This window comes from Cyclobacterium sp. 1_MG-2023 (assembly GCF_030546805.1).
GTDB lineage: Bacteria > Bacteroidota > Bacteroidia > Cytophagales > Cyclobacteriaceae > Cyclobacterium.
In genome coordinates this window covers 445,277-458,712 of record NZ_JAUOPC010000004.1, presented here as the reverse complement: position 1 = coordinate 458,712, position 13,436 = coordinate 445,277, and the positions used below count along the sequence as shown (strand labels likewise).

Here is a 13,436-nt window from a genome sequence, read left to right as displayed (position 1 = left end):
CCTTTCTGTTATATTTCAAAAAAATTCCTTTGGTAGATGAAAAAGCAGAAAAACTCATTATTTAAATATTTTAAACTTTTCGTTATAGTCAGCTTAATTTTAATTTGGAAACCTTCAGCCATAGCTTCCATTAATGAAAACCCACCCAAAATTATAATCAGTTATCACAATGCTACCGATTTTAAAATCATAGGTAAAGTACTTAAAACCCCCACCTATTCTAGACTACCTGTTCAAGCTGAAAAAGAAGTAAGACCAGCCGTATGGTCACTATCAAAAAACTCTGCAGGATTGGCTATTAGGTTTTCTAGCAACTCTTCAATCATTAAAATCCGATGGACCTTAAAAAAGAACCGCGTAAAAGGAAACATGACCCCGATTGCAAGCAATGGACTGGACCTTTACGCTTATACAAAAGATCGATGGCAATTTGTGGGGGTAGCCATTCCCGGCAAAGAAGTAGTTAATGAGGCTACAGTCATTGCGGACATGACAAAAGAAAACCGAGAATATTTATTAAATCTGCCACTCTACGAAGGTGTAGAGAAACTTGAAATCGGTATTGAGGAAAATGCCACTATCAGCATGCCTAGGCAAGCCATTATTGACCAAGAAAGACCTGTTATTTTTTATGGAACCAGTATCACCCAAGGTGCATCTGCTTCCAGACCGGGACTGACTTATGCCGCCTTACTGGAAAGAAAAACCAATAAAGAAGTGATCAACCTTGGCTTTAGTGGAAATGGAAGATTTGAAAAAGAAGTAGCGCAATTTATCATGCCCAGCAATCCCTCTGTTATCATCCTAGATTGCACCCCAAATTCAGCCCCTGATACCATATTAACAAATCTTCCTGAAACATTGGCATATATTCAATCCGTCAATGACTCAGTACCCATAATATTGGTGGAAAGTATCGTCAGGGATTATGCGTATTTTAAAGAAAACAATCCTTCTACATTCGGCACTTTGTCTTATATACAAGCACAAAACGATGCCTTAAAAAAAGTCTACCTCAATAATAAAAATAAAAATCTCTTCTATGTATCCAATAATGACTTAATCGGTCAAGACAATGAAGCCACGGTTGATGGAACGCATTTTAATGATCTGGGGAATTATAGAATGTATCAGTTTCTTTTGCCAATAATTGAAAAGCTACTGACTCATAGGTGATGCTTTTAAGTAGAAGAAAAGTAAGGATATAAATAATTTGAATAGAAATATTTTAATGGAGTGTAAAGCAAAATACCTAAATCCAATAGGTAATTAGCCAAGTAGAAAGCCATACTTATTTTTTATTTAATACGATAGGTTTCAATAACCTAAAAACATCTTCTATTCTCAATGGCATTCGTACTGAAGGACAAAACCATTACTTCAGCATTTTTTCACCATACTAAAAAATTATATAATCCACCTAAAATCATTTTTTTAACCTATTTATAAAGCGCTTAAAACCAATGTTTAATTTGGCCTAAAGTCAAAGAAATTCACGATAATTTGGGTTGGATTTCATTATATTAAATATATAAAGATATTTTTATCTTTTATTCTTTTTTATACCTTTGGGAAACCATAGTAAATGCTATTCCTCAGCAAATTGCAGGAGGTATCAACAAAATATTTTCATGATGAACGAGAACCAACGAGAACTTATTTCTACTACCGTCCCTATTCTTAGGGCCCATGGACTGACCCTCACCACCCATTTTTACAAAAGGATGTTTTTACATCATCCTGACCTGAAGAATACCTTCAATATGGGGAACCAAAAATCAGGAAAACAACAAAATGCATTGGCCATGGCGGTATTGGCCTATGCAGAACATATTGCCAACCCGGGCGTATTGTTACCTGAGCTAAAAAGAATAGGCCACAAACATGTCAGTTTAGATATTCGTCCTGAACATTACCCTATTGTTGGCAATCACCTTATTGCTTCCATTAAAGAGGTACTTGGCGAGGCTGCAAGCAAGGAGATTCTGGAAGCTTGGGAAATCGCTTATAATCAATTAGCTGAATTGATGATTGGGATTGAGGCTGACTGTTATAAGTCCCAAACAGATAAAATAGGCGGCTGGACAGGCTGGAGACCATTCGAAGTAAAAGAAAAAGTAAAGGAATCTGATGAAATCACCTCATTTTACCTTTACCCAAGCGATGGGGGCAAAGTTGTAAAGCATGTTCCCGGCCAATTTATTAGTCTCAAAGTATTTCTGCCGAAATTGGGTCTAAATCAGGCCAGGCAATACAGTGTTTCTAGTGCTCCCAATGAGCATTATTACCGCATTTCTGTAAAGAAAGAAATAAATGTTCATCTGAATGTCAATGGCATGATCAGCAATTTTTACATGACCAAATACAGGTTGGCGATCCGGTAAATCTGACTGCACCTGTTGGTGATTTTATCCTGGACCCTAAGAAAGGTACACCCATCACTTTTATCAGTGGAGGCGTAGGGCTCACGCCACTTATTAGCATGTTACAAACACTTCACCCGGATCAATCTCCTCAGGTTAATTGGCTACATGCCTGTAGAAATCAAACTGTTCATGCCTTTAAACAGGATATTCATAAAATGGCCGAAACCCATCCAAATATGCGACAACATATTTTCTATGATGCATTAACAGAAAAGGATAAAAAAGACGGGGTAATCCAAGGCCCCTTGGATCTCAACAAAATTGATCCAATACCAAAAAAATCACAATATTACATCTGTGGTCCTACAGGTTTTATTGCCCAACAGTATAAAATATTGATAGACAAAGGTGTGGCTGTATCGGACATTTCTTATGAGGAATTTGGCCCTCAGTCTCTTAATTTAAATTAAACCCTTACACCGTCTGCCTCTCGAAAATTAACCCGAGCAAGGCCTGTGCTCGCTACCAAATCAAAAAAAAGCGAAACTATTCAAGTTTCGCTTTTTTGATTCCTTAAAGCCTGTAACCCGGCCTATAAGTTCTATGAAGTTGTTTCTCCGCTTCAGGATCAGGTGAAGCAAATTTCTCATTGACCGGATCCCACTTTAATGGACGTCCCAAATCATATGCTATATTGCCCAGGTTGCAAGTAGTACAAGTACTGTGACCAATTTCTACCGGCGCTATAGGGTCTTTTCTTCTTCGTACAGACTCTATAAAATCAATATGGTGCGCTGTGCCTCCACCGCCTCTTAAATCTTCTCCTTCAGCTATCAATGGGTATAAGCTATCATCTGAGGCTTCGTAATGAGACCTAGATACTTCTATCCAACCATTTTCACCAACGAACTTACATCCTCTGGTTTCTTTCTTATCAAAAGGTTCTTCTGTTACGGTGACACCATTGGGATAGATAAATGTCAAATATTCAGTGTCTTGATATCCTGCAGGAATAATTTCTATAGGACCATTTCTATCCATACCTATGGCCCATTGCGCAATATCAAACATATGAGCACCCCAGTCGGTAGTCAATCCACCTCCGGTTTCTTTATACCAACGCCAAGCCCCCCAAACTTTTTCATTTTCCGGTGGATTAATAGAAATGGGTGGGTTTAAATCATTGTTAAAATGTATATCAGCTGCCAGTGGGCCTAACCACATGTCCCAATTAAGGCTTTCAGGAATCTCCTCTTTGGGCAAATCATAAGGTTTTGGAGGTCCACCTACACATGCATACACTCTCTTGATTTTCCCTATTCTTCCTTTTTGCACCATTTTAACCGCATGCTGAAAATTGTCATAAGACCTCTGCATACTTCCGGTGGCCAATACAATGCTATTGGAGCGCACAGCTTTAACCAATTCCTGACCTTCCTTGATGGTAAATGTCAGCGGCTTCTCCAAATATATATCTTTGCCGGCCTTACACGCATCAATTGCCATTAGCGCATGCCAATGGTCCGGACTTGCTATCACTACTGCATCAATATCTTTTCTTGCAAGGAGGTCATGGTAATTTTCATAAACTTCTACTTCAACAGTTTTGCCCTTGCTTTTGTAATACTCATTTGTACGATTTAAAAATCGTTCTTGCTTGTCACCATACACATCACAGCCGGCAACTACTTCAATATTGGGCAACTTAATAAAGCTTCCAAGTAAACCATTGCTCTGTCTACCTAGACCAATGAATCCTAAACGTAAAACTTCATTGGCTTCATTTTTATTGAAACTTTCTTTGCCAAGACTTATTTGTGGCAAAACCCCAATTCCTGCTGCACTAAGCAGACCTGTGCCCATAAACTTCCGCCTGGACAATGAGGATTTTTTCTTTTCAGTCATAATTGATCGATTAAATAATTATTTTGAATTCACTATAATTTCGCTGACAATTAACCCCAAAGAATTACCTTTTCCCAATAATTATGAATAAGCCCATAAAAAAGCCTTATTAAAAAATTGAAAAAAGGTAAAAAGGATTTTAAACCTATTTGCTTATACGACCAAATACTGCCCTGCAAATTTTCCTAGCCCAATTAACAAAAAAAAATCTAAAATAGCCACTTGCCAAAAAATGAATCCATATCCACAAATAGATACCTATGTCGAATTGAACAACTCAATTTGAAACGATGGCATTTTAATTAAATTCATTGATCGTTAAAAAACTTATTGACTCGGCCATCTGGAAACCACTCCACATGCCCTATTGAAGTCCCCCACTTCTGCCCCCTATTTCATAAGGACCTATTCTAGGGTATTTTTATTAATCGAATAAATCAATAGGGCCATGGAGCTCTCAAAAATAATATTTGGTCTTTCAAGCAGAACCCGGTTCTTATATCTTAAGGCCATAATATAGTCATCTAGCTTTTGATGCCATTTTACTTTCTGACAATAAAAGAACAACCCTATCCAATCGGGAAACAAATCATCCTTCAATAGCCTTACAAAAAAGAGCTAAAGTAGACCACTCCCTATCTCCTAGTAAAACCGATTTCCCTACCTATTACACCTTCATTCTCACCGTTTTCACACTTATCTTAATAAAGCTTTCTCCTTGAAAACCTAGGTAAAACTATTAGCATTAAGAACAAAAAATAGAAGCAGTTTTCTTAAAAATTCGATTTCGGAAAGAAAAACAAAAGTCACTTACTTTAAATCTTTAGTATGAAATACAAAAATATTACAACAAAATACTATTTTATATTTACAAAATTTTAAGCAAAAAAACAAGTGTTTTTAATTGAATTTTGTAATAAAATTTCCTTAAATTTGAATTGTTAATCAATCATTCTGAATGAAGAAAGGAAAGAATTTATTAGAAAGAATCTATTCGGAAGTTTGAAAGCTTAGACATAACCAAGGAACACATGAATACTTACTTATTAATATACACAGTACTCGGAGTGGCTTTAGGACTTTTATTCACCATTAAGGCCATTAGAGATGCTGAAGATGATCCTGAAACTTTTGATCAATTTAAAAACGAAGGAAGATTTCATAAACCTGCAAACTGGAAAGTAGGCAAAATGCCTGAAAACCTTACCAATAAAAATACTTTACATTTCGAATCAATTCCAGTTGAAAACGAATACCATCAAATGTATTTAAACTAAGCCATTATTTTTTATTTGACAACAAAAATTCCTGTAGTATTCTTTTTTAATCCTGTGGAATTTAATTAACAGCTATAAATTTTTTAAGTCTCTTTTTAAAGGGACTTTTTTTATGTCTTGGAATCGATATAATCTTTGAGCTTTAATGTCAACTTTTTTCCCTCTGGAAGATTAATAGCGAATTTATCCTGTAAAATTTCGATAATCTCTTCCACTGATTGAAGTTTTTGCTTAATGCTTTTACCCTCCTTCTTGTGCACAGTAAATTGATTGTTATGTAACGCATACCTTCCCTCAGAAAAACTTTTGGCCACCATAAGGTCTTTTATAAAAAGAGATTGAGGATGGGTACACAAATACCAACTGACCACCTCATAATCTGCCAACATCTGGTGTTCTAAACCAAAGCGATGCATCAATCTCCAAGAATCTTTGATTAAAATTTCCAGGTAATAAAATTCGGCAACCAAGCTTATTCTATAGTGATTATTCTCGGTATACTGAATACCATCTTGGTTCAATACCAAAGGGGCGGAAAATGAAGCAGAGCCAAAACCCACATCCAGTAAATAACTTACACCATTAAGATCCAACAACAATAACATATGATCCCTTGGTCTAATCTCTCCTTCCTCGATCTCCCAAAAGACCCTTGCTGAAAGCCCTACAATATTGAAACCTAAGGTCCTCAAAACTGCACCAAAAAGGATGTTCTGTTCAAAACAAAAACCTCCTCTACCCTGCTCAACCAGTTTTTTAAAGACCCGGTTCAAAGACAATTCAACAGGGGCGCCGACCAATGGATCTATATTTTCGAAAGGAATGGCTTCCGGATGAAGGGCATGAAGTGCCTTTACCGTTTCCAAATTTATTTCCGCCTTACCCCTGTACCCAATCCGATCAAAATAAGCTTTCATTGAAACCTTATCTAATTGCAAATCATTGAAAAGTGAAATATTCTGTTGTTTAGAAATCATAATCCATTAATAAAAAGGCGAACCCTATTCGTGATTGTTAACAGTGGAAAGTTACATAAATACCTTATACCTCGCAGTAATTGGATATAATTATAGACAATTAGTAGAAAAAACCTACAATAAACTTGTAACTCCCTACCAAAACTAATTTTCAGAAGAATTTCATACAATAGAATTATTAAAAAAAGCTTACAAAAGTTGGCTACTAAATTAATACAAATAAAATCGATGGAACAATTCACCATCTACCGTATCATAAATGTGATTTTTTACTATATTTGGTAACGTACACTTAAACCACTATAGAAACCTATATTTTATTCATTATGATAAAAAATACTTTTGTTGATTTATCATCACGAAGAAAATTTTTAAAGCAATCAACAATTATCTCAGCAGGCTTGGGACTTCCCTTAGCTAGCCTGCATGCCAAGGAAAAAAATAGTATTAGAAATAATTCAGCTGAAGGACCGATTTTAGCGGCCTTTGCTGATGCAGATATTTCTCCGGAAATAGGAATGGAAAAACCCGGAAACTATGGCAAGGCTTATCATAAGGTTTTTCATGACCCTTGCAAAGTCCGGATTTCTGCTTTCCAAACTGGTACTAAAAAGGCTTTGGTCATTGGTTTTGATGCATTGGCCATATACCAACCTTGGGTAGATGAAATCAAGGAAGGCATTGCAACAAAACATGCCATTGCTAAGGATGAAATTATGATTTCAGCCTCTCACTCCCACTCTTCAGGACCCACCGCCATGGTAATGCCCGGACAATATGACCATGCACCGGATTTTATTCAGGAGCTGGCTTATCATAAGTCTTCTTGTGCTGATCCTAAGTACTTGGAAAGCACCAAAAGAATCACTATCAAAACTGCTCTCAAAGCTTTGGAAAACCTTGAAGAGGTACAAGTTGGAGCAGGAAGTGGCAAAGAAGAAAAAGTGGCGTTTAATCGTCGATTTTTTATGAAAAATGGAATGACCTACACTCACCCCGGGCAACAAAACCCGGAAATCTCAAAGGTTGCCGGTCCAATAGACCCCGAGGTTGGGGTCATAGGTGCTTGGAATGAAGATGGCAAATGTACCGGTTGCATAGTGAATTTTGCCTGTCATTCTACTACCAATCCCAATGGAATTTCCGCCAACTGGGTATATTATATGGAACAAACCATAAAAGGGGCTATGGGCCAAGATTGCGTGGTGGTATTTCTTCAAGGGGCTAGTGGAGATGTGACCCAGGTCGATAATCGCAACCCCTACAAACACCGCTCAGGTGAGGATTGGGCTAGATTTGTTGGCGCCAATGTAGGCGCCGAAGCAGTCAAAACTCTATTGTCTATCCCAAGAGGTAGCACTTTCTCTATTGCAACCTCCAGAGATTTTATAGAAATTAAAAGAAGGATGCCCTCACCGGAAAAGGTAAAGAAAAGTCTAAAATTGGTCAAACAAAGTCCGGAAAAAGTAGGTAAGACAGCATGGGTGTTTGCCAAGGAAACGGTTATGCTTGATAGTTATGGTAAGCAAAAGCCAACCCATAAGGTTGAAATTCAAGCCATCCAATTGGGGCCTGTAGTACTTATAAGTAATCCTGCAGAATTTTTCTGTGAACTAGGACTAAGCATAAAAAAAGAAAGTCAGTTCCCGCTTACCTTCCCTGTAAGTATGGCCAATGATTGTGTAGGTTATGTACCTACCCTGGAGGCTTTCTCTGAAAATACCGGAGGAGGTTACGAAACCAGGCTAACTAGTTATAGCAATTTAGACATCACTGCAGGCAACCAAATTGTTGACAAAAGTTTAAAAATTATTGCCACCCTAAGCCCCGGACCTATGCCAACCTTCCAAAAAGCACCGACTTTTAATGGTGCCCCTTGGACTTATGGAAACGTACCACCAGAAATACGATAAACTCCCACTCATGTATCGCAAATTTAAAAAAAACCACAAATTGCTAAGCACTATTTTATTTCCAAAAAATTGGTCATTCTTGTTATGCCTTCTATTATTTGTAGCTTGTAATCAAGAGAAAGTACCGGTAGCAACAGATACCTCTCCGGAATTTAAAACCCAAACCAATTTCGTAAACTCTCCTGCCTACACCTATAAAGACTCAGCAGAGCTAAAGGCCTCAATGGCTGCATTCCAACTTGAACCCGGTTTACAGATTGACCTGATAGCGGCAGACCCTTTGGTGGCAGATCCTTCTGCCTTCACTTTTGATGAAAAAGGAGTACTCTATGTAGCGGAAAATACAGGATATCCTGATCCAATGGATGGGAAAAAACCAGATACCCTTGGAAAGATTTCGAGGTTAGTAGACAGTGATGGTGATGGGAAATACGATCAAAGAACTGTCTTTGCAGAAGGTCTGACCTACCCCAATGGGATCATGGCCTGGAAAGGTGGGGTATTTGTGACTTGCGCTCCACATATTTATTATTTCAAAGATACTGATGGTGATGGTTTGGCAGACATTAAAGAAATTGTCCTAACCGGATTCAATGCCAATAGGACCGCTCAAATCCGAACCAGCCACCCTACCCTGGCACTGGACGGATGGATATATGTTACCAGCGGGCTCAATGGAGGAGAAGTATACTCTCCTTCTCACCCGGAAAGAAAACCAGTTTCTTTTAATGGTGCCGATGGAAGGTTTCACCCTGAAACTTTGGAATTCCAGACCCGAGGAGGGAAAAGCCAATTTGGATTGGCCTTTGATGCTTTTGGTAGAAGGTTCGGTTCAAGCAATCGGCACCCTTTGCAGCATATAGTGATGGAGCCTGATCAATTAAACAATAATCCGAACTTACTCTTTAACAAAACTATAGAGAACGTATCCCCAGCTGAGGCTGAAGGTTTTGTATATCCCATTAGTAAAAGCGTTACCACTGCTGAGTACATTCCTAAATTAATGGGCAAATCCCATCAAGGTACTTTCACCTCTGCTTGCGGCACTTTAATCTTTGAAAGTGACGGTCTGGACTTAAGTCACAAAGGTGATGCATTTATCTGTGAACCCGCCCAAAACCTAGTTCAGAGGCAATCGATCACAAACAATGGGGCTACTTTCATTTCCGAAAGGGTTCATGAAGATTGGGAGTTCCTTGCTTCCTCAGACTCTTGGTTTAACCCTGTATTTCTAGCTCACGGCCCTAAAGGTGCCATGTATTTGGCAGATATGTACAGAAAAGTAATCGATCACCCTTCTTATGTCCCTGAAGAAACCAGAGGGGCCTTAGACTTTGTAAGTGGTAAGGGAAAAGGAAAGATTTATAGAATCAGCAGTGAGAATGTACAATATACTGAGGTGGAGAGCTTATTTCCAATAAGTTCCATGGCAGAAAATGAAATCCTGATTGCTGCCCTATCCTCTACAGATGAATGGGAAAGAAGCACCGCTTTTAGGTTGATTTTAGAAAAGATGCCTCTAGATATAGTCAATAGCCTTACAAAATTGGTTTTATCCAACACTATCGATGAAGGAAAAGCAAAGGCCATTTGGCTGTTGCATCATTTTGATGCCTTGGATGAGAAATTATTGACCACCCTATATAATGAAAATGGACCGGAAATTAAAGAACAAGTCATTGCCATCATCGGGTTGAAAGAAAATATTTCAAGCCAATTGGCCGAAAGCTTAATAAAAGGGGCAACAGACACCAATCCTAGGGTCAGGTTCCTAACTGCTGCTGCATTTGGTACAGACACCAAATCGCAATGGCTACCATACCTAGCAAAGATCGCCCAACAAGATGCGGCAGACCCCTGGGTAAGAGCCGCTGTAATGACTGCTTTAAATGGACAAGAGAGCAAATTCCTAAAAATTTTAGAAGCAGAAAAAACAGATGTCAACTACCATCAATTGCCAATGTGGTCAGAATTAGGAGAACTTATAGGCAGTTCAGTTCCCTCGCAAGAATTAAAAGCTTTGATAGATGCCGGAATCAATAGCGAATGGGACAATCCAACTTTTTCCCTTTTGCTCGGCTTATTAAAAGGAAGCGAAAGAGGGCAGTTTAAAGGAAAAGAAAAAAACTATTTGGACTCCTATACAAGATCCAAAGACCAATTGCAGGCCCTTATTCAAGAAACAGCTGATCGAGCATCATCTTCTGAAGACAGCCTTACCTCTCGAATTCAGGCAACAGCCTTACTCAGTTATTTTTCTCCTGGAAACACTGAAGCTACCTTGAAAAGTCTGATTTCTCCAAACAATCCTCCTGAAATTCAACTGGCAGCCATCCAGTCCTTGGGGAATCTAAATAGTGCTGAGGCAGGTGAAATACTCACGGAACCTGCTGCCTGGAAAGCCTATACTCCCAAAACCAAAGGGGCAGTGATTGCCACCTTGGTATCCAGGCCAATTTTGCGGGATCAATTATTAAAATCCATCGAGGATGAAAAGATCAAACCTGCTGAAATTCCTTCTTCAACAAGACAATCTTTAATGAAAGCAAGAGACGAAAAGGTGAAAATGCGAGCTGAAAACCTGTTCAAAGAATTGGAATCCGGTGGAAGAATGAAAGTTTATGAAAATCTTAAACCCGTACTGGACTTAAAAGGAATAGCGGATAATGGGCAAGGAATCTTTAAGACGAATTGTGCTACCTGCCATACCTTTGCCGGTGAAGGTGGAAATGTTGGACCGGATTTATCAGGTATAAGCAATCAACCCTCATTGGCGGTGCTGCTACATACCATTGTGCCCAATTATGAAGTTTACCCCGGTTTTCAGGCAATCACCGTGACCACAAATGAGGGCAAGCAAATCACAGGTAGAATTGCTGCAGAGTCTTCAAACTCTTTGAGCTTAAAAACAGCCTATGGTACGGAGGAAAACATCCTGAGAACCCAGATCAAAAACATAGAAAATCCCGGTTTGTCTCTAATGCCAAATGGCCTGGAGCAAAACATGAGCGAGCAGGAATTGGCAGATTTATTGGCCTATTTAAAAGGGAATTAAAAGCATCCTTCTATCCATCATAGGTACCCATAAGTACTTGCAAGGCAGTGGTGATAATATTATCCTCTCCTCTCAATGTACTTATGGGACTTTGGTCTATGCTTATATCAACCAACACCCCGTCCTCCAATTGTCTACCTTCCAGGTCTACGGTCTGAGTGGTTGAAAATCTATAAGTCCACCCATTGGGCAATTCACCATACACGGGGATACCACCTCCTCCTCCGGTTTGGTCACCAATAAGGATCACTTGAGGTAATTCCTTCATCATTTGAGCAAAAAAAGTGGTTGCACTGTAAGCCCTACGGTTTGTCAGCACAACTACAGGTCCTTCGTAAATATTTTCTCCGGCAGGAATGCTTATATTTTCCCAAGAAGAAAAGTCGTCCAAATCAGGGCCGTTTTTTACGCGTTTCTTGGCCACCACAACCTCAGTATCAGTAAAACCTGAAGCAAGGGTATAGGCATTGCCAAGACTCCCCCCTCCATTGCTTCTTACGTCAATTATCATCCCTCTGCCCTGCCTGGCCCTTTCCAATATTATCTGAAGATTTCCTTCTGAAATATCCTGAGAAAAGGACCTGTAATTAACGTAAAGCACATTATTTATAAACTGATGCTTCAAAGGACCACTAATCCAAAAATCCCGTCCTAAGTACCTTTTATCTATTAAATTTTGGTCATAATTGTCAGGGAAATCCTGATACCACTCCCAGTTTCGGCTGTTGTCAAAGCCCGCATTCAGGTTGACATGCCCATCTCGTAGTTCAAACAGCATATCCGCCAAAACATCAAATAAGCCTATGGTGCTTATATTGTTGGATACCTTTGCTCTATATTCAGTTCTAATTTCCTGCCAATCTATGTCTTTGTGTTCGAAAAAAGAATACCGTTCATTAACGTCCTCCCATAGACTATCAAATACCTCAAGGGGTTCTGTAGTAGGCTCCTCCGGTAAAATCCAATTGTCACAAGAGGATATTACAAACATAAATATTACATAGGGAAATATTTTTCTTACCATAGCCTGACTTTTAGTGACAGATCAATAGAATGATCCATCCTATAAACATTCTTTATTCCTGAAAGCTTGCCATAATTGAATTGATACCTCAAGCCCAACTCATTGTTGGTAGGCAATTTCCAATAAAGTGCCGAGGACAAGCCAAGGTCCAAATCCTTAAGCGGGGTAAATGGTTTGACTGTGTTAAAAAAATTGTTGAGAAGAGTGTTACCTGTTTGGTAATTTTCCGGTTCAGCACCAGTATAGCCGGATTTTATTTGGAAGCCAATCAATTGCCAACTAGCCATGCTTCGCCAGGTGAACGTTTTATTCTTCCATTGAAAAGGTAAAACATAGCGAGCGGCAGGTCCTAATGCGCTAAAATAATCATAACGGAAGTTATAATTACTGAAATTATTATGCCTTCTAATATGGAAAGAATTTTTATTGGACCATCCCCAAAAAAGGCCTTGGTCATTCGCTTTCTTTCGGTGGTAAAAAGTAAAGTGGCTATAATTCACCCCCAGTTCATTAATGGTTGCCCCGGCTGTATTTGCAAGTACACCATACGAGAAATCACCAAGAAAGTAAAGGGTTTTATTTTCTCTTGTCAAAACAAAGCCCAAGGTACTCGTAGATTTATTACCCCTGTAATTCATTGATGAAAAACCTTCATCGTTCCCAGCAAAAAACTGAATGCCGGTAGACAGCAAAATGTCTCCGTTACTTTGTGCTGAACTTTTATTAACTAATAATAAGCTGCATAAAGAAAAGATAAAAAGGCTACAAAATATATTTCGCATTCAGGGTAAATTTGTACTAATAATCATCCAAATTAGCATTTAATTTCAATTTCGCTCATCTAATTAATCTTAAAAGAGGTTAATATTTAGAAAAGTTTTATTTTTGGACATAACTTTTTGCTAAATCTTTTAAAACT

10 protein-coding genes are annotated in these 13,436 nt (G+C 38.6%); 6 read left to right on the top strand and 4 right to left on the bottom strand.

The features are described 5' to 3' along the window. The first annotated feature begins 36 nt into the window (after positions 1–36). From Q4534_RS08510 to Q4534_RS08500, 3 genes are all read left to right on the top strand, one after another. Entirely contained in the window at positions 37–1,176 is a 1,140-nt protein-coding gene (locus tag Q4534_RS08510; RefSeq protein WP_303612742.1) for an SGNH/GDSL hydrolase family protein, read from the top strand. Positions 1,177–1,631: 455 nt separating this feature from the next. Further along, a complete protein-coding gene (locus Q4534_RS08505) occupies positions 1,632–2,384 on the top strand; it encodes a globin domain-containing protein (protein ID WP_303612741.1) in 753 nt (250 codons plus the stop codon). A 98-nt stretch (positions 2,385–2,482) separates the two neighbouring features. Beyond that, a complete protein-coding gene (locus Q4534_RS08500; RefSeq protein ID WP_303612740.1) occupies positions 2,483–2,836 on the top strand; it encodes a hypothetical protein in 354 nt (117 codons plus the stop codon). A gap of 103 nt (positions 2,837–2,939) precedes the next feature. Here the strand turns inward: Q4534_RS08500 and Q4534_RS08495 are convergent, their stop codons facing one another. Continuing rightward, positions 2,940–4,271, bottom strand: a complete 1,332-nt coding sequence (locus Q4534_RS08495; RefSeq protein ID WP_303612739.1) for a Gfo/Idh/MocA family protein — start codon at positions 4,269–4,271, stop codon at positions 2,940–2,942. Between the two features lie 1,031 nt (positions 4,272–5,302). Between Q4534_RS08495 and Q4534_RS08490 the strand changes: the two genes are divergently transcribed. Beyond that, positions 5,303–5,548 (top strand): hypothetical protein, encoded by a 246-nt coding sequence (locus Q4534_RS08490; protein ID WP_303612738.1) that lies wholly within the window; start codon positions 5,303–5,305, stop codon positions 5,546–5,548. A gap of 110 nt (positions 5,549–5,658) precedes the next feature. Here Q4534_RS08490 and Q4534_RS08485 read toward each other — a convergent pair whose 3' ends face one another. After that, positions 5,659–6,465: an arylamine N-acetyltransferase gene (locus Q4534_RS08485; protein WP_303612737.1), complete on the bottom strand. Its 807-nt coding sequence runs from the start codon at positions 6,463–6,465 to the stop codon at positions 5,659–5,661. Positions 6,466–6,851: 386 nt separating this feature from the next. On the opposite strand from Q4534_RS08485, the gene Q4534_RS08480 reads away from it, so the two are divergent. Both Q4534_RS08480 and Q4534_RS08475 read left to right on the top strand, forming a co-directional pair. Then, positions 6,852–8,438: a hypothetical protein gene (locus Q4534_RS08480; RefSeq protein WP_303612736.1), complete on the top strand. Its 1,587-nt coding sequence runs from the start codon at positions 6,852–6,854 to the stop codon at positions 8,436–8,438. A 10-nt stretch (positions 8,439–8,448) separates the two neighbouring features. Then, a complete protein-coding gene (locus tag Q4534_RS08475; protein WP_303612735.1) occupies positions 8,449–11,493 on the top strand; it encodes a PVC-type heme-binding CxxCH protein in 3,045 nt (1,014 codons plus the stop codon). 10 nt (positions 11,494–11,503) lie between these two features. On the opposite strand, the gene Q4534_RS08470 is transcribed toward Q4534_RS08475, so the two are convergent. Then, entirely contained in the window at positions 11,504–12,517 is a 1,014-nt protein-coding gene (locus tag Q4534_RS08470) for a S41 family peptidase (protein WP_303612734.1), read from the bottom strand. Beyond that, complete coding sequence (locus tag Q4534_RS08465) at positions 12,511–13,299, bottom strand: hypothetical protein (protein ID WP_303612733.1); 789 nt, start codon at positions 13,297–13,299, stop codon at positions 12,511–12,513. The genes Q4534_RS08470 and Q4534_RS08465 overlap by 7 nt, the downstream gene beginning before the upstream one ends. Positions 13,300–13,436 lie beyond the last annotated feature (137 nt).